Consider the following 23451-nt stretch of genomic DNA (forward strand, 5'->3'; position numbering starts at 1 on the left):
ATTCACGACGTGATATCAGCATAGAATCATTCAGCCAAAACGGACGTTTTTTACCGGATGCAGAGCTTTGTACTACTGATCTGGCTGACGCTATGCGCAGCACAGGATGCTCGAGAACGACACATCGCCAATGGCCTGACCCTTGGCGCAGCGGTGTTGGCGCTGGCGTATCTCCTGTGGACGGGCACTACCTGGCTGGGGGCCGAGGCGGTGCAGGGCGGCTGGGCTTTTTTGCTGGCGCTTGCTTTCACCTTGCCCGGTTATGCGCTGAGACGCTTGGGCGCAGGCGATGTGAAATTGATGACTGGCCTGGGCCTGGCGACGGACGGCATGCACCTGCTCGGCGTGTTCATCGGTGCCGGATTGGCCAGTGTGCTGTGGCTGCTGCTGGCGCCAAGAGTCTGGCTTCATATGGGCCAAGGGCTTAGAAATCATCTTCGATATCTGGGGCCTGGAATGTCAAAGAAACAGCCCTTTGCACCCTTCGTATTGGTGGGCCTGTTGCTCACACTCGCCTGGTTTCACTAATCGCCCGTTCTATGTACAGAGTCGGAAAGTACGTCTACTTTCAATTCAGCAGTTGTACAGTCTGTGGCTGTTTGTAGAGGAACGGTCAACTTTGACCCGGCAGGGAGTCGCACGTGAACAAGCTTTCTTCGGCAATAAAAATCCTTGTGGTCGACGACCAGCCGTTGATTGCCGCGGAGCTTTGTGAGTTTCTTGAAGGTCGCGGTTACCGTTGCGTTTCTTGCGAGACTGGCAAACAGGCAGTCGAGCGTTTCAATGAAGACGAAGCGATTGGCCTGGTGCTTTGCGATTTGCACATGCCCGGTCTGGACGGGATTCAACTGGTTCAGGAGCTGCAACGGTTATCCGGCAAGCACCGTGTGTTTGAAGCAATCATGCTCACTGGGCGTGCGGACAAGCAGGATGTGATCAAGGCTTTGCGGGCCGGGTTTGCCGATTACTACCAGAAGCCGATTAATCTGGGTGAGTTGCTCGAAGGGATTGCGCGTCAGGTAGTGGTTTTGCAGGAACGGCAGAAGAGTATGCAGCTGGGACATCTGGATCAGAAGCTGCAGTATCTGGCCGAGTCGATCGATGATCTGTATCAGGATCTGGATAAGGTTCGGCGTGGGCCGCGGTTATCGGTTTCCACTGATGAGGATGTTATCGCTGTGGATCGAGTTGAGATTCCGGCGATTTTCAGTCACCTGTCGCCAAGGCAGTTGGAGGTGGCGCGGTTGGTGGGGAAGGGGCAGACGAACTATCAGATTGCCTGTGAGTTGGGGATTACCGAGAACACGGTGAAGCTTTATGTGTCGCAGGTTTTGCGATTGACGCATATGCATAATCGGACGCAGTTGGCGCTGGCTTTGTTACCCAGTCATTCTGGATTGCGTCAGGGGGTGACTGCGCATTAGGTTTTTGTTGGTGCCCCCCCAAGCGTCCAACTCCCGTATCAAGACTACCCCCCCGACCCAGCGTCCACCTGCCCGCTCTCATACTGATCAAAGTACTCCGGGATCTCATGCTGATAGCTTTTCAACCAGCGCTGCATGCTCAGCTCGCGCTCGGTCGCGGTTGAGGTTTGCGGTTTCTGCGACGCCGCCTTGTTACTGCTTTGCAGTTGCAGCCAGCCTTCGGTTTCCTGTTGTTGGGCCGAAGCGGGGCCGGGGTCGATGGCGTGAGTGGTGAGGGGCAGGGCCAGCAGGCCGAGGCAGCAGAGGATGGTCGGTTTCATAAAAAACCTCTCCTTATTGAATCGTCGGTGTGGCGACAGCGACCTGGTTTACGGCGGTCGGGCCGGACTTGCTCGGTGTCTTGAGTCTTTGCGCGCGGGCCTGGGCTTCGGTGACTTGGGCGGGGCTCAGGCCGAGACGGCTGACGAGTTCGGCCGCGCGGCTCCAGTCATCCTGGTAGATCAGCAGCGTCACCAGATTCAACGCTGCCAGTTGATCGCTTTGCTTGAGTTCCATGGCCGTCAGGAATTCAAAGCGCGCATCCTCGACGCGTAATTGGTTGAGGTACACCACGCCGAGGTCATTGCGGATTTTCTCGTCGGTCGGCGCTAGCCGTGCGGCCCGTTGCAAGTGGGCTTGTGCCAGGCCGTTGTCACCCTTGGCGGCGGCGAGTTGGCCCAGGCCGTGTTCGGCTTCGGCGGCCAGGCAACTGCCGAGCAGGCTGCGGTACAACGGCTCGGCTTCGCTGCGGCCCAGCAGTCGATAGACCTTGGCCTTGCGCAGGCGCACGTCGGCCAGGTTGTCGGGCAGGCTTTGCAGGTTGGCGAGGCTGGCGTGCAGTTTGCCGTCATTGGCCATGTCATCGGCGAGGTTCAGCGACAGCTGTTCCTCGGAGGTCAGCTTGCCGCAACTGGCCGTGTTAGTCAGAGCGCTCCAGGGCGTCGCACCGTTGCTCGCGCAACCGCCTAATAACAGCAGACTCAAACCGGCAATTATTGCTTTCATCACGATCCCTCTAAGAACCAAAGGCATGGGACAGGGCGGTGAAGCCCGGGCCGGCCAGTACGATCAATAACGCCGGGAAGAGAAATAGCATCATCACGACGGACATTTTGGCGGACAGCTTGGAGATGTATTCCTGCAGGTGCGTCAGGCGCCGGTCATCGAGCAATTGCTTGAGGGTCAGCAGGGACTTCATCGCACCGCCCCCCTGATGGATCAGCTGTTCAAGGATGACGCAGGTGTCGGTGAACTCGTCGACGGCCAGCAATCGGGTGGCTTTGTTCAGTTCTTCGCCCAGTTCCAGGCCGGAATCGACCCGGGCCAATACCAGACGCAATTCATGGGTCAGAGCCGGCAATAATTGTTTGCCTTCATTGCTCAACACTCGCAGCGACTGCTCCACCGCCATGCCCGATTCGAACAGGATGCGCAGCAGCGGAATGAAAGTGGAAATCTCGGTCGCCAGTTGTTTTTGCCGGTGCTGCGCGGCAGCGGCCAGCAACCGTTTGGGCAACAGATAGCCGATGCCGGTGGCGAACACCGGGGCCATCCAGTGGTTGTCTGTGTGAGGGAAGAACACGCCCTGGATCAGCAAGGTCAGGGCCAGCGCCAGCACCGGAGCGCCTACCTGGAACGCCGCGAACAGCGAGCGTCGCCGGTTGCTGCGCCAGCCGAGACGGTTAAGCAATGCCTGGGTTTCGTTATCCAGGTTGACCGAGCGCTGACCAATCCGGCTGCTGCCCAGCAGCTGTAGCCACTGATTTACCCGGTTGTCGCTCGCCAGTTTGCCATCGAGTCGTTGCGCCACCTGGCGAACCCGCCGACGGTGTTCCAGCAAGCCGCTGAGTAGCAGCAACGTTGCCCCCAGAAACAGCAATGCGCAGATCAGCAAAGGCACTTTCATACGCTGCGCAACATATGCCAAAGCGCCAGGCTGCCGATCACCTGCAAGCCGAACGCGGACGCGAGCATGATTTGCCCCGAAGGGTCGTGCCACATGGCGAGCAAGTAATGAGGGTTGGTCGCGAGGAAGTAGCCGGCCAGGCCAATCGGCAGACAGCCCAGGACCCACGCCGTCACCCGGGTTTCACCGGTCATGGCCCTGAGTTGGCGCGCAGCCTGCTCGCGCTCACGGATCATCTTGATCAGGTTTTCCAGTAATTCGCTGGCATTGCCGCCATAGCGGTGATTGACCTTCAAACCGAGCGCGAACAGGCGAAGTTCGTCTTTCTCATACAGCTCGGCAAGGTCAGCCGCGGCATCCGGCAGGCTGATCCCCAGCTGCACGTTGCGCTGAACCCGCCCCATGGCATTTTTCAGCGGGTCTTCAGCGGCGTCGATGGCGCCCAGCACCGCATCGGCCAGGGTGCGCCCGGACTTCAGACTGCGCACTGTGTGATCGAGCATTTGTGGCAGTTGTTCGATCATGCGCTGGAGTCGGCGCTGATAACGCCAATTGACATACAGACGCAGAATCAGCGGCGGTAGCAGTAACAGAACCAGCAAGCCGACCCAGCCACCGGTAGCCAATCCGAGCAAGATGCCAAAGGCCCAAAGCAGCAGCCACCCCCCCAGACGCTCGGAGGGACGCCCAAGGCCAGCCCGCAGAAAGGCCCGATCCAGGCCGACCCAGGAGGTTTTCGTCGGCACCGGCTGCGGTTGCCCCTGGGTCAGGCGTCCCAGCACCCGCTCGGTGCCGGTCTGGCGCAAACCGCGATAAAACAGGCGGATCGACAGTCCGAGCAAGACCAGGCAAGCGAGGATGAGCAGCACCGGTTTGAGCATGCCGTGGCCTTCAGTACGCAGAGGGAGAAAGCGCCAACTCACGGCGCAGTTTGTCGCCGGCGGGGTTGACCGCCTCGCGCATGAATCCGAAACCGCTGCGCCGGTCGAGCCGGAACAACGTGTTGGTGACATACACGTCATCACGCAAGCCGATCACCTCCACCACTTCGCTGACGCAGCGGCGGCCGTCGGGCATGCGCGTCAGCTGGATCACGACATCCAGTGCGGCGCAGATCATTTGCCGCAAGGTCCGTTCGGCGATGGTGCGGCCCGTCAGGCCCACCAATGTCTCCAGGCGCAACAGCGCATCCTGGGCGTTGTTGGCGTGCACGGTACTCATGGAACCGTCGTGGCCGGTGTTCATTGCGGTGAGTACGTCCACCACTTCGACACCACGAATCTCGCCGAGGATGATTCGGTCCGGGCGCATCCGCAGGGCGTTGCGAATCAGGTCACTGGCCTTCACTTCGCCGTGGCCTTCGGCATTCGGCGGTCGGGTTTCCAGACGCACCACGTGAGGGTGGCCCAGTTGCAGTTCGGCGACGTCTTCGATGGTGACGATTCGCTCGTGAGGGTTGATCAACTGGCTGAGAATGTTCAGCAGCGTGGTTTTGCCAGTGCCGGTGCCGCCGCTGATCAGGATGTTGCAGCGCTTGCCCACGGCCTCCTGAATAAAGTCGAAGATCGCCTGATCGATGGTTTGCATCGCCATCAGGTCCGAGCTTTTGAGCATGTCCTTGCGAAATTTACGTATCGACAGGCAGGGGCCATCGAGTGCAATCGGTGGAATGATCGCGTTGACCCGGCTACCGTCGGGCAGTCGTGCGTCGACCATTGGCGACGACTCATCGAGCCGTCGACCGAGGGGCGCGAGGATCCGTTGCATGACCCGTTCGACGTGATGTGCATCGATGAAGCGCAGGTCGCTTTGATGCAGTACGCCGTCGCGTTCAATGAACACCCGGTGCGGGCCGTTGACCAGAATCTCCGTCACCGCCGGGTCCCGCAGGAGCACTTCCAAGGGACCGAAACCGGTGAGTTCGTCGACGATTTCTTCGGCCAGACGCTCCATTTCATAGCGGGAAATCGCCAGGTGCAGCCGGGCGATGTACTCGGCAACCTTGTCGATGACGAACTGTGAGAGCACCTGCCGTGAACCCTCCAGCAGGTTTTTGCCGGACTCCTCGATGGCGTCGATGATGTAGCGGTGCAGCACCAGTTTCAGACCTTCGTTATCGGTGTTGCCGCTGGTTGTGCGCACAGGGGCGCCGAAGAGTTTTTCACCGCTCATTGCGCACCCCTCAACCGGTTGAACCAGCCAGACTTGGGCTTGGCCAGGCCCTCGGAGCGCTTGGCCAACCGATCGCCGAGGGCGCGCAGGCTTTGAGTCAGGGCTTCGCGGGGGGCCAGCTCAAACAGCGTCACACCTTGGTTCTTGGCGTTAAGCCGCACTTCCGGGCTGTAGACGAGGGTCGCGATGAGCTCCATGCCGAAGCTTTTGCTCAGGGTGTCGGCGTCCGGTGCGACGTTGCGCAGGTAGCGGTCAACCAGCAGTCTGGCGTGATCGAGCTTCATGCCTTTTTCACGCCACAGGTTGAGTACCGCCAGGTTGCGACGACAGTCGAGTACGTTCTGATCGGTGTACCACAGCAACTTGTCGCAATGGGTGACGAAGGTGCGTAGCGCTTCGCTGTCCGGCTGGCCAGTCAGGTTCACCACGATGTGCTGGAAGTGTTGGCGCAGGGCGCTGAGCAGCATGTACAACTCGGCGGTGCTGGTGTGTTCCAGCGGCTCATCGTGGCTGGCGTAGGCGAGGATCCGCAACCCGGCGGCGCAGGTGGTGAACGCGCTGTCGATCAGCGTCGCGTCGAGGCGCCGCAAGTGCCGGAGGGCATCGCCGAAGTGGAACGAACTCTCCAGCCCGAGCAAGGCCAGGCTGTCACCGCGCGGCAGGCCCAGGTCCAGCAACAGCGTTTGCTGTCCGCTCTTGTGCACCACTTGCGCCAAGTGCGTGGCGAGCAGCGCGCCGTCGGCGTTGATCTGCACACCGTAGAGCACCGTCAGGCTACCCAGTTGGGTGTTTGGGGCTACGGGCGGCAGGCGTTTGCTCAGTCGTCGCACCAACCCCGCGACTTCACTGGAACGCGAACCATAGGCCACGAAATCCCGTGCACCGGCGCGCATGGCATTGAGCACGAGTTGGTTGTCCATGCCATCGCCCAGCGCGACGATCGCCAGCATCGGTTTGGCTTCCAGGGCACCTTCGATCAGTGCGCTTTGGGCCACCACGTGTTCGCGGTCCAGGCCGACGAACACCAGGCTGGCGAAGGTCACGTCCACCAGCGCGAGCAATTCGTCAAGGCTGCCGCCGCCGGCGCTGACCACTTGGCCCAACGGGGCGAGGGCGCCTTGCAGCCACTCAAGGTCGGTGCTGTTGCGTGTGATCGCGAGGAAGGTCTGGCTCAGGTTCTGGATCTGGCTCATTGCGATAATCCGCTGCGTTTATCGAAGTTGCCGTTTTCGAGGAAGTACAGGCGATACCAGTTCGGGTCATAGTTGCGCAGCTTTTCACCCGGCAACGACGGCAGTTGTGCGTTGGCAGCCAACGGTTGGACCAGGTGCGGCGTGACGATCATCAGCAGCTCACGCTCTTCGCGGTTGACTGATGAGTTGCGAAAAAACGCACCGAGAATCGGGATATCACCCAGGCCTGGAAACTTGCTGACTTGCGAAGAGTTTTGAGTGCTGATCAAACCGCTGATGACGAAACTCTCGCCATCGGCCAGGGAGATGCTGGTATCGGTGCGGCGAATGGTGAACGCCGGGACGGTGGTGCCGCCGATGGTCACGCCATTGTTGTAGTCGAGTTCGCTGACCTCCGGCGCCACTTTGAGGACGATGCGGTCGTGGCTGACCACGGTCGGCGTGAGCGTCAGGCGGATGCCGAATTCCTTGTATTCGATGGAGTAGCTGTTGCTGTTGGCGCTGGGCACAGGGATCGGAATTTCACCACCGGCCAGGAAGCTCGCGCTCTGCCCGCTGAGGGCCACCAGACTCGGCCGTGCCAGGGTGTAGGCGAATCCGCTGCCTTCCAGGGCGTTGACGATACCGAGGAATTTGCTGCTGCCACCGCCCCAGACAATGTTGAAACTATCGTTGAGCAGCGGAATGCTGGGCACCGCGATCCGCGGATCAATGTTGAACAGCGGCACCACGCCCGGCGTCACGGCCGTGTTGGGCACCGTACCGGGCGCGCCGAAGAGGAAGTTGTTCGAGCCCTTGCCGAAAATCGACGTACCGGCCTCTTTCAGTTTGGTCCGGCTGACTTCGACGAAACGAATGTCGGTCTGTACTTGCGACGGCAGCAGTGGGTCATCTGAAGGTAACCGAGTAGCGGTGGTCATCGCCGCGGTGGCCTTGCCCTGAACGAACACCATGCTTTGGCGCGGAGCACTGGAGCAGGCGGTCCAGACCATCAGGCTGGTAGCGCCGGGGGCCATCCCGGTCAGCAAAAACGCTTGATTACCGTTGACTCGCACATCGGCAATTTTCGGGTCACCCACCGCCACCCGAGTGATCGCCACCGGCGATTGCACCTCTTGTTGCAGCCCTTCACTGACTTCCAGCACCGCAGGCATCGAACCCAATGCGGCGCAATTGCCGGCGGCTGCGAACGTTACGCCAAGCGGAACACCGCTCAGTAAAGAGATCCAGAGCAGGCCTTGAAACAGGGGCATGGAACGACTGCGCATTTAGATGCGTCCTTGCTCGATTCAGGGGGTTTGTTGGGTGATTTCGTTGCCGCGGATGACTTCCACGCTCGACTTGCGCGGTGCTGTGCCGCCGTGGGTGGCGACAGGTTTGGGTGGGGGCGTCATGGCCAGTTGGCTGAACTGGATCAACTCGCGGTTGGCACTGGCAAGGTTGGCCGATGAATCGCTTTCGCCAGCCCAGTAACGAGCCAGACGTTTTTCATCGGCGCTGCGTACGGCCAGGCGCAACACACCGGCCTGGGCTGCGAGCATCAACCGACTCAGTAGTTGTTCGGGGACGGCAAGCAAGACGCTTCGGGCGCTGGTGCGCAATTGTTCCTGTCTGAGTTTTTCTTCGATGCTGCGGGCCGGGCTTGCGGGTTGGCCGTCGTTGGTCAACCCCATCTGTTCGCCCACCCCGAGCACCCGCAAGGCCGGCACCACCAGTTGCGCCGATGGCTGAAGGTTGTTGTTGTCCGTGCGCAGATACAGCAGCACATCGACATAGTCCCCCGGTGTCAATTGCCCACCGGCATTGATCACTTCATCCACCGCGACGGCGAGGGCGCGTTCATCGGGACGAATCATCCGCGCCAGTCTGCCGCCGGCTTCGAAGCTTTCATCATTGAGCCAAGTGCCGGCACTGAGGGCGCGCCAGGGGGTTCGGCCAATGGCTTGATCGAGGCGGCTCAGGCTGCCGGCCGGGACGGTACGGAGTTTTTCCAGGGCCACGTCGGCTGCGCTGATCGGCACGAACGGCGGCACATCATGCAGCAGCACCACCACCGGTTGGCGGGTGGGGTCGTCCTCGGGGGCCGGCGTCTGGGCGATGGGTGCAGGCGTGACGATCCCGGGTTGCACGACAGGTTCGGGAACGGGTTGACGGCTCAGCGTGAGGCCCCAGTAACCGGCAATAATGGCGCCCACCAGAAACAAACCGGCCAGGCCCAGAGTGATACGACTGTTCATGATGGCTCTCCCTTTCCTGCTGCTTCAAACCTCGTCGTATCCAACGAGACAACTTCGCAATCAGGCAGCTATGAACATGGAACTATTTGGCTATTTGAAGGTAGCTCAGCTAGAGCAAAAAGCCATTACGGGCCTGAAAATAACTAGCGAAAGTCAGCAGCCAAGGCGAAAACGTGGCTGTTTTGGCGTCAGCGAAGCGACTAATACTTTAGTGATAATTCGTTCTTACAGTTGTGGGTACGGGGAATGCCGACAATGCTGATGCTGGCAAAGGGGAATCATGTTGCGGCCGTGCAACACCCGTCGCCTTTCAGGAGAAACATCATGTCCTTTTCCAAACTTGCTCAGAAGATCAAATCCCATATCGTTTTTTTCAAGGGCCTGGCAAAGGATACTGAGGGTGCTTCAGGTATCGAATACGCCATTATTGCGGGCATGGTGGCAATCGCTCTAGCGGCGTTTGTGACGCCGATCTCCACGGCTGTTACCACCATGTTTACCACTATCCAGAACGCTTTATGACGGTGAGGCGAGTTCTTGCCGGAAACTTGCGAATGCTCCAAAGGGCTTCTAACGTCAGCGCTTAGTCCATTGCAGGTGTTGCCCATGAACGCTCCCTCACTTCCACGCCAACAGCTTCTTCTGGTCGATGATGAGGAGGATGCGTTACTGGAGTTGGCGGAATTGCTGGAGGGCGAGGGCTTCAATTGTTTTACCGCCACCTCGGTCAAACTCGCGTTGCAACATCTGACGCGCCACCCTGATATTGCGTTGGTGATCACTGATTTGCGGATGCCGGAGGAGAGTGGCATGTCGTTGATCAAGCGGTTGCGCGAGCATACGTCCCGCCAGCATTTGCCGGTGATTGTGACGTCGGGGCATGCGGACATGGAGGATGTCAGTGACATGTTGCGGTTGCAGGTGCTCGACCTGTTTCGCAAGCCGATTTATCACGTGCGGTTGTTGGAGACGTTGAATAATTTGTTTCCGCAGCCTCGCATGGATTTAGTGAGTCAGTGACTGATCGTTCCCACGCTCTGCGTGGGAATGCAGCCAGGGACGCTCCGCGTCCCAAGAGCCGAACGCGGGAGCGATCGGGTCAGGCAACCGGCCGCCAATGCCCCGCCATATGCTCAAGACCCCCCGCACCCACCAACAGCAAATCCCCGCTCGACCCCGCAGCACTGGCCAGCAATGTCACCTCACTGGGCAACCGCACCGGTTTGCGAAATTGCACCGCGATCTCGACATTCGCCGCCGGCAGATGATCGGCAAGCGCCGCCAGGGTGCGCGCCTTGTTCCACAACCCATGGGCGATGGCTGTAGGAAAACCGAAGAGTTTGGCGCTGACGGCACTCAGGTGAATCGGGTTGTAGTCGCCGGACACTTTGGCGTACTGCCGCCCTATGTCCGACGGCGCTTTCCAGCGGGCCACTTCCGACATTTCCAGTGTCGATGCCAACACTTCATCGACGGGCTCGCCTGCGAGTTTGACTCCGCGGCACAACATCTGGCTTTCAGCTTCCCACAACGCCCCCAGCTGATCGTCGAGTGTCGTCACCAGATCGAACGTCGCGCCTTTTTCATGGGGCTGAAGGTTTTGCACCTGAACGCTGACCCGCACACGATTCACGCCGCCCATTGGGCGAAAGATGCGAATGCGGTTGCTCAGGTGAATCAACCCCAGCAGCGGAAATGGAAACTCCTTGGCCGTCAGCAATTGCATCTGCAATGCGAACGCGAGGATGTGTGGATAGGTCGGCGGCAACAGACCGTTGTCGGCAAAACCGCAGACCTTGCGATAGTCCGCCAGGCGCTTGGGGTCGACATTGATCCAGCAACGCAAACCCGAATCGGGCAGGGTGGTGCCGGTGATTTTGCGTCGCGTCGCGGCCCGCACGTACAGTCCCGACAGGCTTGGTTCGCGGTTGAGTATGTGCCAATCGATGATCATGCCTAAGCCCCCAAAACACTTTGTCCGCACACTCGCAACGCTTGGCCGGTGAACGCGCCGGTGCCCGGTTGAGCCAGCCACGCCACCGCTTCGGCGACGTCTTGCGGCAGGCCGCCCTGGCCCAGCGAACTCATGCGCCGCCCGGCCTCACGCACGCCGAACGGCAGGTGTGCGGTCATCTGGGTTTCGATGAAACCGGGTGCTACCGCATTGATGCTGATGCCGCGCTCATTCAGCAACGGCGCCCAGGCCTGAGCCAGACCGATCAGCCCGGCCTTGCTCGCTGCGTAATTGGTTTGCCCGCGATTGCCAGCGATGCCGCTGATGGACGCCAGCAGGATCACCCGGCCGTTGTCGTGCAGGGTGCCGCTGTCGAGCAGTGCCTTGGTCAGCACTTGCGGCGCATTGAGGTTGACCGCCAGTACCGCGTCCCAGAATTCCGGTGTCATGTTGGCCAGGGTTTTATCCCGAGTGATGCCAGCGTTGTGGACCACGATGTCGATGCCGTCGGGCAGTTGCTCGACCAACTGCGCGGCGGCGTCTTCAGCGCAAATGTCCAGGGTGATGCTGCGCCCGCCGAGGCGTGCGGCGAGGGCTTCGAGGTCAGTCTTGGCCGGTGCCACATCGAGCAGGATCACCTCGGCCCCGTCACGGGCCAGGGTTTCGGCGATGGAGGCGCCGATGCCGCGTGCAGCACCCGTGACCAGTGCCTTGCGGCCGGACAATGGGCGAGTCCAGTCCGTGACCTGCGTATCGCAGGCATTCAAGCGAATCACTTGCCCGGAAACGAATGCACCTTTGGGCGAGAGGAAAAACCTCAGCGGGCCTTCCAGTTGATCCTCTGCCCCTTCGCCGACATAAATCAGCTGCAAGGTGCCGCCGCTGCGCAGCTCCTTGGCCAGCGAACGGCTGAAGCCTTCCAGCGCTCGCTGGGCGCTGGCGGCGAACGGATCGCTCAAGGTCTCCGGCGCGCGACCCAGAATCACCAGGTGCGCGCTGTGGTCGAGGTTTTTAATCAACGGCTGGAAGAACTCGCGCAGCTGTTTGAGTTGATCGGTTTGCACCAGGTCACTGGCGTCAAACACCACGGCTTTGAGTTTGGGGCCGTGGCCGGGAATCCACGTGGTGGCCAGCGAAGGCTCGGTGCCGTAGCTGTAAATCGCGTCGGTCAGGCGGTTGGCAAAGGTGCCGATTTTCACCGTCAACGGGCCTCCGCCTAACAACAGCGCCCCCTCGACAGGCCGCAGCCGGCCTGCTTGCCAGCGCTCCAGCCGAACCGGCGACGGCAGACCCAGGGCCCCGACCACACGATGGCCGATGGACGAATTGGCGAAGTCGATATAACGGTCAGACATGGAACGCGCTCCAGCAGCTGGGGTTCAAAGTGTGGACCATGAATGGCGATCAGTCGTTCGATCCACGAGATTAGGCCTACGCTTGTGGGTTATGGCCTTCACAGAATAGGAAGCTTTTCATGACTCAGCTGCGCCGCGTTGCGATTATTGGTGGTAACCGTATTCCCTTCGCCCGTTCCAACGGGCCGTACGACACCGCCAGTAATCAGGCGATGCTCACCGCCGCGCTCGAAGGCTTGATCGAACGCTACAACCTGCACGGTTTGCGCATGGGCGAGGTGGCGACGGGGGCGGTGCTCAAGCACTCCCGGGATATGTGCCTGACCCGCGAATGTGTACTCGGCTCGCGGCTGTCGCCAACCACCCCGGCCTACGACATCCAGCAGGCGTGCGGTACCGGTCTGGAAGCGACGTTGCTGGTGGCGAATAAAATCGCGCTGGGCCAGATCGAATGCGGCATCGCCGGCGGCGTCGACACCACCTCCGACGCGCCGATCGGCGTCAACGAAGGCCTGCGCAAAATCCTCCTGCAAGCCAACCACGCCAAAACCACCGCCGACAAACTGAAATCCTTCCTGCAACTGCGCCCCCGTCACCTGATCCCGGATCTGCCACGCAACGGCGAGCCACGCACTGGCCTGTCGATGGGCGAGCACTGCGAGTTGATGGCCCAGGCCTGGAGCATTCCGCGCGACGAACAGGACCAATTGGCGTTTGAAAGTCACCAGAAAATGGCCGCGTCCTACACCGAAGGCTGGCACAACGATTTGATGACGCCGTTCCTCGGCCTGACCCGCGACGACAACCTGCGCCCGGACCTGACCCTGGAAAAACTCGCGTCACTCAAACCGGTGTTCGAGAAAAGCGTCAAGGGCACCCTGACGGCGGGCAACTCGACGCCGCTCACCGATGGCGCATCGCTGGTGCTGCTGGGCAGTGAAGAATGGGCCAAGGAGCGCGGCTTGCCGATCCTTGCCTATTTGCGTGACGGCGAGACGGCGGCGGTGGATTTCGTCAACGGTGCTGAAGGATTGTTGATGGCGCCGGTGTATGCGGTGCCGCGTTTGCTGGCGCGCAATGGCCTGACCTTGCAGGACTTCGATTACTACGAAATCCACGAAGCCTTCGCCGCGCAGGTGCTCTGCACGCTAAAGGCCTGGGAGGATCCGCAATACTGCAAAACCCGCCTCGGTCTCGACGCGCCACTGGGCTCCATCGACCGCAGCCGCCTCAACGTCAAAGGCAGTTCACTGGCGGCGGGGCATCCGTTTGCCGCGACCGGCGCACGCATCGTCGCGAGCCTGGCGAAGTTGCTGGATGCGGCGGGCAAGGGTCGAGGCTTGATCTCGATCTGCGCCGCCGGTGGCCAGGGTGTGACAGCGATTATTGAGCGCTGAGGACTGCGGCGCTTTGTTGCGCAGCCAGCTGCCGGTTGCGGTTGGCGTAACTCTCGGCCATGACCGAGCAGACGATCAACTGCAACGGGTGGTAGATCATGATCGGCAGCAGGATCAGCCCAAGGCCCGGGTTGGCTCCGAAGATCAGCGCCGCCATTGGCGCACCGGCGGCCAGGGATTTCTTGCTGGCGCAAAATACCGCGGCGATTTCATCGGCCGGGCTGAATTTCAATGCGCGAGCGGTGCGGGTGGTCATCCACAGGATGATCGCCAGCAGGATCGCACTGCCGATCAGTGCCGTGAGGATCACGCTGTTGCCCTGCTTTTGCCACATCCCCGAGACCATCGAATTGCAGAACGCCGCATAGACCAGCAACAGGATCACCAGCTTGTCGGCGATGTTGGTGTAGCGCTTGTGGCGGGCGAAGAACTTGCCCAGGAATGGCCGCAGCAATTGGCCGAGCACCAGTGGCAACAGCAACATGGCGCAGAGGTCGAGCAGGGTTGCGCCAAGATCGATGCCGCCCGCGCCGCTGCCGACCACGAAACTCACCAGCAACGGCGTCAGGAAAATCCCCAGCACGCTGGACAGGCTCGCGTTGAGAATCGCCGCCGGTACGTTGCCGCCCGCGCTGCCGGTCAGGGCCACGGACGAGGAAATGGTCGAGGGCAGGGCGCAGAGGTACAGGAAGCCGAGCATCAGCAATGACGGAATGTGCGAGCCCAACAGCTTGTCGCTCAGCAGCCAGATCAGCGGAAACACCGCGAAGGTGAATCCCTGAACCATCACATGCAGCTTCCAGTTTTTCAGACCGTGAGTGATCTGCTCGCTGGACAGGTTGACCCCGTGCAGGAAGAACACCAGGAACACACCGATGTTGATCACGTATTCAGCATGCATTCCGCCGCCGGTGGCACCAAAGGTCGGGAGGAAATACGCCAGCAGCGTGGCAATCAACATGCCACACAAGAACCAGTCGGTGACCACGCGTTTGAGGTGTTTGAAGGCATGCATAACAGGCACCGAATACATTTGTAAGAATTGGTGACTTAGCCTAACGTCGGCTCCAACAGCCGTCTTGCGACATAAGGCCAATCAATGCCGACTAACGGACAACTTTCCCTCGAACGGACGATTCCGACGCTGACGGCGCTGCCGCGTCCGCTGTATGCCCGTGCGGAAAGCCTCAACGCCGGTTCATGGACGCCGCCGCATCGACACGATTGGGTGCAGTTTTCCTACGCGATCAGCGGCGTTCTCGGCGTGCACACCGCCGAGGGCAGTTTCTTTGCGCCGCCGCAGTGGGGCATCTGGATTCCGGCGGATCTTGAACACCAGGTGGTGACCTCGATGCGCGCCGAGATGCGCAGCCTCTATGTGCGCCGCGAGGATTGTGAATGGGCGGACGGGCGCTGCCGGGTGCTGGAAGTGACGCCATTGGCCCGGGAGCTGATCAAGAGTTTTTGTTTGCTGCCGGTGGAATATCCGCAAGGCGACAGCCAGGACGCGCGGCTGGTGAGTGTGCTGCTGGATCAGTTGGCGCATCTGCCGGAGGTTGGTTTCTCGCTACCGTTACCGCGCCATGAACGGTTGCTGGGGCTGTGCAACGAGTTGATCGAAAGCCCTGAGCGGAACGTGACCTTGCAGGAGTGGGCCGAGCGATTGGGGACGTCGGAGAAGACCTTGATGCGGCTCTTTCAGCGTGAAACCGGGTTGAGCTTTCGAGGATGGCGCCAGCGAATGCGGTTGCTGTCGTCGTTGAGTTTGCTGGAGGAGGGCGACAGCGTGACGAATGCCGCGCTGTCTTGCGGGTATGACTCGACTTCGGCGTTTATTGCGGCGTTCAAGGGGTTGTTTGGGTTTACGCCGGGGGAGTTGTTTCGGCAGTGAGATCCAGCCCCTCACCCCAGCCCTCTCCCCACGGGGGAGAGGGAGCCGATCTTCATGTTCTTCAAATCCTGAGTTCGACTCGATATCTCAGGTCGATGTAGCTCCAAGAGCAACTCGGTCGGTCCCCTCTACCCTCTGGGGCGGTCCGACGTTTCGGGAGGGTTAGGGTGAGGGGTGGATCTCAAGCCCTCCCCAATCTCAAGTCCTGAACCGCCGAACCAACCCATCCAACTCATTCGACAACCCCGCCAGACTCTGCGAATCCAGCCGCGCCGAGTTCGCCAGTTCCGCCACCAATTGCGCATCACCATGAATCTGGCTGATGTGCCGATTGATGTCTTCAGCCACCTGATGCTGTTCTTCCGCCGCGGTAGCGATCTGGGTGTTCATGTCGCGAATCACGTCCACCGACTCCCGAATCAGCCCGAAGCTGCTGCGTGCTTCACCGATCCGCGTCACCGATTGCTGGGACACTTCCAGGCTGGCATGCATTTGCTGAGTCACCTGACTGGTACGTTTGGCGAGGTTGCCCAGCAAACCGTCGATTTCCGCTGTGGAATCGGCCGTGCGTTTGGCCAGCGCCCGAACTTCATCGGCCACCACCGCAAACCCACGACCCTGTTCACCGGCCCGCGCCGCTTCAATGGCCGCGTTCAGCGCCAGCAGGTTGGTCTGTTCGGCAATCGAGCGAATGGTCCCGAGGATTGACTGAATGTCGTTGCTATCGCGCTCAAGCTGTTGCATTGACTGAGCCGACTGTTCGATTTCCTGGCTCAAGCGATCAACGCTGGTCACGGCCGCATCAATCTGTTGCTGACCTTCACGCGCCTGGCGCTGGCCGCTGTCGGCCGATTCCGCCGCCTGGCTGCAAGAGCGCGCGACTTCGTTGGCGGTGGCGACCATTTCGTGGAACGCCGTGGAGACCATGTCCACCGCTTCACGCTGACGCCCGGCGGCTTCGGCCATGTCGCTGGAGACCTGGGTCGAACTCTTGGAGGTGGCGAGGATCTTGGTCGCGGCGCCGCCAATGCTCTGGATCAGGTTGCGAATTGCCGCCAAAAACTGGTTGAACCAGTTGGCCAGTTGCGCGGTTTCGTCGCTGCCACGGATTTCCAGGTTCTTGGTCAGGTCGCCTTCACCTTGGGCGATGCCTTCCAGGCCGCTGGCCACGCTGCGGATCGGCCGCACGATGAGGCTGGCGAAACTGGCGCCGATGATGGCGAAGAACACGGCCAGCACGGCGGCGATGATCGCGATCAGCCAGGTCAACTGGGTGGCCGAACTCATCACGTCGGTCTGCTTGATCAGGCCGATAAAGGTCCAGCCCAGCTGCTCCGACGGCCAGACGTTGGCCATGTAGCGTTCGCCATTCAGCTCGACTTCCACCAGCCCTTTGCCTGCCTTGGCCAGTTGCGCGTAGCCGTCGCCGAGGCTGCTCAGCGCTTTAAAGTTGTGTTCCGGTTGTTTCGGATCGACCAGCACGGTGCCGGAGTTTTCCAGCAGCATCAGATAGCCGGTTTCACCGAGCTTGATCTGTTTGACGATTTCAGTGAGCTGCTTGAGCGTCACGTCGATGCTGACCACACCACCATTGGTGCCCAACTTGTTGTCGATGGTGCGCACGGTACTGACGTACGTCGCGTCATCCTGGGCCCAGTAATAGGCCTCAGTGCGGAACGGTTTGCCCGGTTTGGCCTGGGCTGCCTTGTACCAGGGGCGCTGGCGCGGGTCGTAATTGCTCAGCTTGGCATCGTCCGGCCAGGACACATAACCGCCCGCCGCGGTGCCGAGGATGGCATAGGCGTAGGACGGGTGACTGTTACCCAGGTCCTGAAGGAGGCCGAAGACCTTCTTGTCCATCTCACCTTGGGGAATGCTCTCGGCGTTGGCGCTCATGTACGTCTTGAGGCTGTCGTCGGAATTCTTGATCAGCGGTTGGGTCGCCAGGTAATCCACGTTCTGGCTGATGCCGTCAAAGAACAGTTGCATGGCGTTGCTGACCTGACGAATCTCGCGGCCACTGCCGTCGACGAAACTGTCCTTGGCATCACTGCGCAAGTTCAGCACAACCAGGGTCGCAACCAGCACCACCGGCAAGCAGGCGATGATTGCAAACGCCCAGGTCAACTTCTGTTTGATGTTCATCCGCGCTCCAGATTTTTCTTTTAGGCCCACGCAGTGCAGATGACTCGCGGATTATTGGCAGAACGATTGTCGGACAAATCACTTTGTCTCTGATGACTTCGGCTGGCCGAGGCGGAAATTGAGGCCTGTTGAGAAAAATCCTACGAAGGGTATGAATCGAGATGTCAGCTTCTGTCGCAAATACCCGCTTAGCCCTTCAGCAACAAGTGACGCAGGGTCAGCTATGATCTGTTGCGGCCGATGACGAGCGGCGGTTGTTGACTGATCAAACCGGCACATTGTGTGCTTCTTGACGTTCACAGCAGCGTTCATAGGTCGGCAACCCCTCCCCCCAATGAGTGGATTGCCGTATAACGAATGACTTTCGCGTGTTTGGTAATAAAGGACCCCCAATAAAAGCTGATGAAGACTCCAAAACGCATTGAACCCCTGATCGAGGACGGTCTGGTCGACGAGGTGCTGCGCCCACTCATGAGTGGTAAAGAAGCAGCTGTTTATGTGGTGCGCTGCGGCAACGAGTTACGTTGCGCGAAGGTCTACAAGGAGGCGAATAAACGCAGTTTCCGTCAGGCGGCCGAGTATCAGGAAGGCCGCAAGGTGCGCAACAGCCGTCAGGCTCGAGCGATGGCCAAGGGCTCCAAGTTCGGCAAGAAAGAAACCGAAGACGCCTGGCAGAATGCCGAAGTGGCGGCGTTGTTCCGTCTGGCCGGTGCTGGCGTTCGGGTCCCTCAGCCTTACGACTTCCTTGAAGGCGTGCTGTTGATGGAACTGGTGGCCGATGAGTACGGTGATGCCGCGCCGCGTCTGAACGACGTGGTGCTGGAACCGGATCAGGCGCGCGAGTATCACGCGTTCCTGATTTCGCAAATCGTGCTGATGTTGTGTACCGGTCTGGTGCACGGTGACCTGTCGGAGTTCAACGTACTGCTGACCCCGACCGGCCCGGTGATCATCGACCTGCCGCAAGCGGTCGACGCGGCGGGCAACAACCACGCGTTCAGCATGCTGGAGCGGGATGTGGGCAACATGGCGTCCTACTTCGGGCGGTTTGCGCCGGAGTTGAAAAAGACCAAGTACGCCAAGGAAATGTGGGCTCTGTTCGAAGCCGGCACCTTGCACCCGGCCAGCATCTTGACCGGCGAGTTCGATGAGCCGGAAGAGTTGGCTGACGTTGGCGGGATCATGCGCGAGATCGAGGCGGCACGCCTTGATGAAGAGCGCAAGCAAGCGGTGCGCGCGGCAGATGATGCGCCACCGGGCAAAACCGAAGAGCCGCCTCCGCCCTGGATGCAGTGATTGGTTGATGAGAAACCCGGCTTCGGCCGGGTTTTTTATGGGGAGTAGGGGCTATTGTGTGGTGCCAGATGGATCGCCCCCTCACCCCAGCCCTCTCCCCACGGGGGAGAGGGGGAAAGGGAGCAGATCTTCATGTTTTTCAAAGCCTGAGTTCGACTCGGAATTTCAGGTCGATGTAGCTCCAAGAGCACCTCGGTCAGTCCCCTCGCCCCTCGGGGAGAGGGTTAGGGTGAGGGGGAGCTTTCAGATCCACCCCAAATCCGTCTATCGTCCACCGCTCAAAACCACACTCAAGGACTGAATGTGAACTCCTCCCGAAACGCCCAACTCATCATCACCGCCCGTCTGGTCTCGGACTTTGGCGCCTTCCTCAACATGGTCGCCCTGGCCACCTACGTCTACCTGCTCAGCAACAGTGCCATGAGCGTCGGGATCTTTCTCGCCAGCCGTGTGGCCGGTGGGATATTCGCCAGCCTCATCGGCACGACGTTTTATCGCCGCTGGGCCGGGCGCATGCCGCTGATTGCCTTCGACCTGTTGCGCGCCGGGCTGCTGGGCCTGTTGCTGGTGCTGCCGGTCACCCAGCAGATGCTGCTGTTACCGGTGATCGCTTTCGGTCTGGGATTCGGCAACTCGATGTTCGCCATTGGCCTCAACAGTCAGTTGCCGCACTTGATCGAGGCTGAGCATTTGCTCAAGACCAACGCCTGGATCACCTCGGCGTCGTCGGCAGCCATGGTCGGCGGAAGTCTGGTGTCAGGGCTTTTAGTAGCAGCATTCGGCTTTGAAACAGTGTTCGCATTGAATGTGGTCACTTATTTGTTGGCCGCACTGTTCATCTTGCCGCTGCGCTTTTCACAACCAGCTCCGAGTGACGACCCCATCCACGAACGTGGTGAATGGGCGGCCCTGCTCCAGGGGCTGCGCAGTACACCGGTGGTGGCGGCGATGCTCGCCGTGGCGATGGCTGACACCCTTGGCAGTGCCGCGCACAACGTGGGGTTTCCGATTATTTCAAAACTGCTGACGCCCGAGTCGGCCAGCACCACGCTGGGTCTGACGCTGGCCGTCTGGGCCAGCGGAAAACTCATCGGCGCGCGCATCGCCAGCCGGTTGAAAGGCTCGGATAACGTGAACCTGGAGCGACGGTTTTTCTTTGGTGTGTTGATGATGTCCTGTGGCTTCATCCTGATGTTTCAGCAGCAAACGCTCTACGGTTTGCTGTTGTTCTCGTTGCCGGCGGGCCTCGGCGACGGTTTCTCGGAAGTCGGCCTGATGTCGCGCCTGCAGCGCGAGCCGGACAGCCTGCGCCTGCCGATTTTCAGCTTCCTGACGCTGTTGCAAATGACCGGGTTCGGCGTCGGCATGCTGATCGCCGCGCCGTTCTATTCATGGTGGACGCCGGGTGCCGTGGTGCTGTTGTTCCACGGAATTCCACTCACCACCTTGTTGGTGGTGAAGGGGCTGGCAATCAGGGGCGAACGGGTTGTGCGCAACAGCCCGACTCCAGATTCTTGAGGATCGGGCAGTCCGGACGGTGATCGCCGTGGCAGTGTTCGACCAGGTCCTGCAGGGTGTCGCGCAGTTGGCCGAGCTCGCGGATTTTCTGGTTCAGCTCGTCGATGTGCTGACGGGCCAGGGCTTTCACGTCGGCGCTGGCTCGTTGGCGGTCCTGCCAGAGGGTCAGCAGTTTGCCGACCTCATCCAGTGAGAACCCCAGGTCCCGGGAGCGCTTGATGAACGCCAGGGTATGCAGGTCGTCGTCGCCGTACACCCGATAGCCGCTGTCGGTACGATGGGCGGCCTTGAGCAAACCGATGGATTCGTAATAACGAATCATCTTCGCGCTCAGGCCGCTTTGGCGGGCCGCTTGGCCGATGTTCATCGGTTGTCCTCCAGATCCTTGGGTTTCCAGGTTTTCAACAGTAGCGCATTGCTCACCACGCTGACGCTCGACAAGGCCATGGCCGCACCGGCCAATACCGGGTTGAGGAAGCCGAACGCTGCCAGCGGAATACCGATCAGGTTGTAGACGAAGGCCCAGAACAGGTTCTGACGAATTTTCGCGTAGGTCTTGCGACTGATTTCCAGCGCTGCCGGCACCAGCCGTGGATCGCCACGCATCAGGGTGATCCCGGCCGCGTGCATCGCAACGTCGGTGCCACCGCCCATGGCGATGCCGATGTCTGCGGCGGCCAAGGCGGGTGCGTCGTTGATGCCGTCGCCGACCATTGCCACGACGCCGGTTTTCTTGAGTGTGGCGACGGTGGCGGCTTTGTCCGCCGGCAGTACTTCGGCGTGGACATCCTTGATGCCCAGCGCCTCGGCAACCACTTTGGCACTGCCGCGATTGTCGCCGGTCAGCAGGTGGCTGCTGATGTTGCGTGCGCTGAGTTGTTGCACAGCTTGCAACGCGCCGGGTTTGAGGGTGTCGCCGAAAGCGAAGAGGCCCAATACTCGTGGTTCGGAGCTTTGCTCGATCAGCCAGGACAGGGTCCGGCCTTCGGTCTCCCACGCGGTGGCGGAGTCGGCCCATTCACCGGCGCTCAAGCCGCTCTCTTCCAACAGCCGACGATTGCCCAAGGCCAATCGACGACCGCCGAGAGTGCCCGCGATGCCACGGCCGGTCAGGGACTGGCTGTCGGTGACATCGGCCACCGTCAAACCGCGTTCGGCGCAAGCGTCCAGAACCGCCTTGGCCAGTGGATGCTCGCTGCCGCGTTGCAGGGCGCCGGCCATTTGCAGCAACGCCGCTTCGTCATTGTTGATTGCGCTCAAATGAGCGATGCGCGGAGTACCCGAAGTCAACGTGCCAGTCTTGTCGAAGACCACCGCACTGACTTCGTGGGCGCGCTCCAGCGCTTCGGCGTCCTTGATCAGAATCCCGTAGCGCGCCGCCACGCCGGTGCCGGCCATGATCGCTGTCGGCGTGGCCAACCCCAGGGCGCACGGGCAAGCGATCACCAAGACCGCCACGGCATTGATCAGCGCCGTTTCCATCGGCGCGCCGTACAACCACCAACCGATCAAGGTCGCCAGCGCAATCAGCAGAACCGTAGGGACAAACACATGACTGACTTTATCCACCAGTTTCTGGATCGGGGCCTTCGCGGCTTGAGCGTCTTCCACCAGACGGATAATGCGCGCCAGCACGGTTTCCGCGCCCAAGGCCAGGGTGCGAACGAGCAACCGACCTTCGCCATTGATCGCACCGCCGGTGACGTTGTCGCCGGGTTGTTTGGGCACCGGCAGGCTTTCGCCGCTGATCAGCGCTTCGTCGGCGTGGCTCTGGCCTTCGACCACTTCACCGTCAACCGGGAAGCGTTCGCCGGGTTTGACCATTACCAGATCATTCAGACGCAAGGCGCTGATGGCGACATCCTGCTCGCGGCCGTCGATCACCTGAATCGCCCGTTCCGGGCGCAAGGCTTCGAGGGCGCGAATGGCACTGGCGGTCTGGCGTTTGGCGCGGCTTTCCAGGTATTTGCCCAGCAGCACCAAGGCAATCACCACTGCCGAGGCTTCGAAATACAGGTGCGGCATGCGCCCGGCGGCGGTGGCCCATTCATAGAGGCTCAAGCCATATCCGGCGCTGGTGCCCAACGCGACCAGCAAATCCATGTTGCCGGCACCGGCGCGCACGGCTTTCCAGGCCGCGACGTAAAAGCGTGCACCGAAGATGAATTGCACCGGCGTGGCCAACGCGAATTGCACCCAGGCCGGGAGCATCCAGTGCACGCCGAACGGTTGCAGTAACATCGGTAGCACCAACGGCGCGGCGAGGACGATCGCCATGATCAAGGCCCAGCGCTCGCGGTGCAGGCGCTGTTGTTGATTGTCGGTTTGCGGGTGTTCAACTTCCCAGACACTGGCGCTATAGCCAGCCTTGGTCACGGCAGCGATCAAGGTTTGCGGATCGATCTGGCGGAGCAGCTCAAGGTGGGCGCGTTCATTGGCCAGGTTGACGCTGACACTTTTTACCCCCGGCACCTTGGCCAGCGCCCGTTCGACCCGGCCGACGCAGGAGGCGCAGGTCATGCCGTCGATGCTCAATTCCAGACTCTGCTGCGGCACGCTGTAACCAGCCTGCTGCACGGCGTCCATCAAGGCCGGCAGGCTGTCGCTGGGCGCTTGAACCCGGGCCTGTTCGGTGGCCAGGTTGACGCTGACGGCAGAGGCGCCGATGACTTTGCTCAAGGCACGCTCGACACGCCCGGCGCAACTGGCGCAGGTCATGCCGGCTATCGGCAGATCGAAAGTGGTGGATTCGGACATCGGTCACGCTCCCTGTAGAAGATACCTACAGGATCAACCTTGCCATGCGGGCAAGGTCAAGCGCCAATCAACAATTCACCACAGACCAAAAAATGTGGGAGCGAGCTTGCTCGCGATAGCGGCGTGTCAGTCGACATCAATGTAGCTGACATACCGCTATCGCGAGC

22 protein-coding genes and 1 pseudogene are annotated in these 23451 nt (G+C 60.6%); 8 read left to right on the plus strand and 15 right to left on the minus strand.

Going from position 1 to position 23451, the window contains the following annotated elements:
• Positions 1-57 precede the first annotated feature (57 nt).
• Both ACA056_RS03055 and ACA056_RS03060 read left to right on the plus strand, forming a co-directional pair.
• Positions 58-528 carry a prepilin peptidase gene (locus tag ACA056_RS03055; protein ID WP_008156575.1) on the plus strand — a complete coding sequence of 157 codons (471 nt, stop codon included), beginning with the start codon at positions 58-60 and terminating at the stop codon, positions 526-528.
• A 113-nt stretch (positions 529-641) separates the two neighbouring features.
• Positions 642-1424, plus strand: coding sequence for a response regulator (locus tag ACA056_RS03060; RefSeq protein ID WP_497270410.1), 783 nt, complete (start codon positions 642-644; stop codon positions 1422-1424).
• A 44-nt stretch (positions 1425-1468) separates the two neighbouring features.
• Here the strand turns inward: ACA056_RS03060 and ACA056_RS03065 are convergent, their stop codons facing one another.
• The 8 genes from ACA056_RS03065 to cpaB are packed head-to-tail and all read right to left on the minus strand — an operon-like array spanning position 1469 to position 8971.
• A complete protein-coding gene (locus ACA056_RS03065; protein ID WP_497270412.1) occupies positions 1469-1744 on the minus strand; it encodes a DUF3613 domain-containing protein in 276 nt (91 codons plus the stop codon).
• Between the two features lie 13 nt (positions 1745-1757).
• Positions 1758-2468 (minus strand): hypothetical protein, encoded by a 711-nt coding sequence (locus ACA056_RS03070; RefSeq protein WP_497270414.1) that lies wholly within the window; start codon positions 2466-2468, stop codon positions 1758-1760.
• Between the two features lie 10 nt (positions 2469-2478).
• Positions 2479-3369, minus strand: a complete 891-nt coding sequence (locus ACA056_RS03075; protein ID WP_497270415.1) for a type II secretion system F family protein — start codon at positions 3367-3369, stop codon at positions 2479-2481.
• The gene (locus tag ACA056_RS03080; RefSeq protein ID WP_497273486.1) at positions 3366-4250 is read right to left on the minus strand and encodes a type II secretion system F family protein; all 885 of its coding nucleotides are present in this window, start codon (positions 4248-4250) and stop codon (positions 3366-3368) included. Before ACA056_RS03080 ends, ACA056_RS03075 begins: the two co-directional genes overlap by 4 nt.
• A gap of 10 nt (positions 4251-4260) precedes the next feature.
• A complete protein-coding gene (locus ACA056_RS03085; protein WP_497270416.1) occupies positions 4261-5541 on the minus strand; it encodes a TadA family conjugal transfer-associated ATPase in 1281 nt (426 codons plus the stop codon).
• Positions 5538-6734 (minus strand): CpaE/TadZ family protein, encoded by a 1197-nt coding sequence (locus ACA056_RS03090; RefSeq protein ID WP_497270418.1) that lies wholly within the window; start codon positions 6732-6734, stop codon positions 5538-5540. The genes ACA056_RS03085 and ACA056_RS03090 overlap by 4 nt, the downstream gene beginning before the upstream one ends.
• Entirely contained in the window at positions 6731-8002 is a 1272-nt protein-coding gene (locus ACA056_RS03095) for a type II and III secretion system protein family protein (protein ID WP_497270420.1), read from the minus strand. Before ACA056_RS03095 ends, ACA056_RS03090 begins: the two co-directional genes overlap by 4 nt.
• Before the next feature lie 21 nt (positions 8003-8023).
• Positions 8024-8971 carry a Flp pilus assembly protein CpaB gene (gene cpaB, locus ACA056_RS03100; RefSeq protein ID WP_497270422.1) on the minus strand — a complete coding sequence of 316 codons (948 nt, stop codon included), beginning with the start codon at positions 8969-8971 and terminating at the stop codon, positions 8024-8026.
• Between the two features lie 324 nt (positions 8972-9295).
• On the opposite strand from cpaB, the gene ACA056_RS03105 reads away from it, so the two are divergent.
• Together ACA056_RS03105 and ACA056_RS03110 are read left to right on the plus strand one after the other, a co-directional pair.
• Positions 9296-9493 (plus strand): Flp family type IVb pilin, encoded by a 198-nt coding sequence (locus ACA056_RS03105; protein WP_497270424.1) that lies wholly within the window; start codon positions 9296-9298, stop codon positions 9491-9493.
• A gap of 84 nt (positions 9494-9577) precedes the next feature.
• Positions 9578-9991, plus strand: a complete 414-nt coding sequence (locus ACA056_RS03110) for a response regulator (protein WP_095127291.1) — start codon at positions 9578-9580, stop codon at positions 9989-9991.
• Positions 9992-10070: 79 nt separating this feature from the next.
• Here the strand turns inward: ACA056_RS03110 and ACA056_RS03115 are convergent, their stop codons facing one another.
• A complete protein-coding gene (locus ACA056_RS03115) occupies positions 10071-10925 on the minus strand; it encodes a MaoC family dehydratase (RefSeq protein WP_497270426.1) in 855 nt (284 codons plus the stop codon).
• 2 nt (positions 10926-10927) lie between these two features.
• The gene (locus ACA056_RS03120) at positions 10928-12280 is read right to left on the minus strand and encodes a 3-oxoacyl-ACP reductase (RefSeq protein ID WP_497270428.1); all 1353 of its coding nucleotides are present in this window, start codon (positions 12278-12280) and stop codon (positions 10928-10930) included.
• Positions 12281-12399: 119 nt separating this feature from the next.
• Between ACA056_RS03120 and ACA056_RS03125 the strand changes: the two genes are divergently transcribed.
• A complete protein-coding gene (locus ACA056_RS03125; protein WP_497270430.1) occupies positions 12400-13677 on the plus strand; it encodes an acetyl-CoA C-acetyltransferase in 1278 nt (425 codons plus the stop codon).
• On the opposite strand, the gene ACA056_RS03130 is transcribed toward ACA056_RS03125, so the two are convergent.
• On the minus strand, positions 13664-14692 hold the full coding sequence (locus tag ACA056_RS03130; protein ID WP_497270432.1) for a bile acid:sodium symporter family protein: 1029 nt from the start codon (positions 14690-14692) through the stop codon (positions 13664-13666). The two genes, ACA056_RS03125 and ACA056_RS03130, sit on opposite strands and share 14 nt — an antisense overlap.
• 84 nt (positions 14693-14776) lie before the next feature.
• Between ACA056_RS03130 and ACA056_RS03135 the strand changes: the two genes are divergently transcribed.
• Positions 14777-15568 carry an AraC family transcriptional regulator gene (locus ACA056_RS03135; RefSeq protein ID WP_497270434.1) on the plus strand — a complete coding sequence of 264 codons (792 nt, stop codon included), beginning with the start codon at positions 14777-14779 and terminating at the stop codon, positions 15566-15568.
• 198 nt (positions 15569-15766) lie between these two features.
• On the opposite strand, the gene ACA056_RS03140 is transcribed toward ACA056_RS03135, so the two are convergent.
• Positions 15767-16534: a methyl-accepting chemotaxis protein gene (locus ACA056_RS03140; protein ID WP_371916927.1), complete on the minus strand. Its 768-nt coding sequence runs from the start codon at positions 16532-16534 to the stop codon at positions 15767-15769.
• 90 nt (positions 16535-16624) lie between these two features.
• A pseudogene (locus tag ACA056_RS03145) lies at positions 16625-17713 on the minus strand (cache domain-containing protein); the annotation flags it as partial.
• Positions 17714-18115: 402 nt separating this feature from the next.
• Here ACA056_RS03145 and ACA056_RS03150 point away from each other — a divergent pair.
• Both ACA056_RS03150 and ACA056_RS03155 read left to right on the plus strand, forming a co-directional pair.
• The gene (locus ACA056_RS03150; protein WP_129438758.1) at positions 18116-19009 is read left to right on the plus strand and encodes a PA4780 family RIO1-like protein kinase; all 894 of its coding nucleotides are present in this window, start codon (positions 18116-18118) and stop codon (positions 19007-19009) included.
• A gap of 303 nt (positions 19010-19312) precedes the next feature.
• On the plus strand, positions 19313-20527 hold the full coding sequence (locus ACA056_RS03155) for an MFS transporter (RefSeq protein ID WP_497270436.1): 1215 nt from the start codon (positions 19313-19315) through the stop codon (positions 20525-20527).
• Here ACA056_RS03155 and cueR read toward each other — a convergent pair.
• Both cueR and ACA056_RS03165 read right to left on the minus strand, forming a co-directional pair.
• Positions 20481-20894, minus strand: coding sequence for a Cu(I)-responsive transcriptional regulator (gene cueR, locus ACA056_RS03160; protein WP_497270438.1), 414 nt, complete (start codon positions 20892-20894; stop codon positions 20481-20483). The genes ACA056_RS03155 and cueR overlap by 47 nt on opposite strands.
• Complete coding sequence (locus tag ACA056_RS03165; protein WP_497270440.1) at positions 20891-23284, minus strand: heavy metal translocating P-type ATPase; 2394 nt, start codon at positions 23282-23284, stop codon at positions 20891-20893. Before ACA056_RS03165 ends, cueR begins: the two co-directional genes overlap by 4 nt.
• Positions 23285-23451 lie beyond the last annotated feature (167 nt).

The sequence above is a fragment of the Pseudomonas sp. LBUM1666 genome, assembly GCF_059695775.1.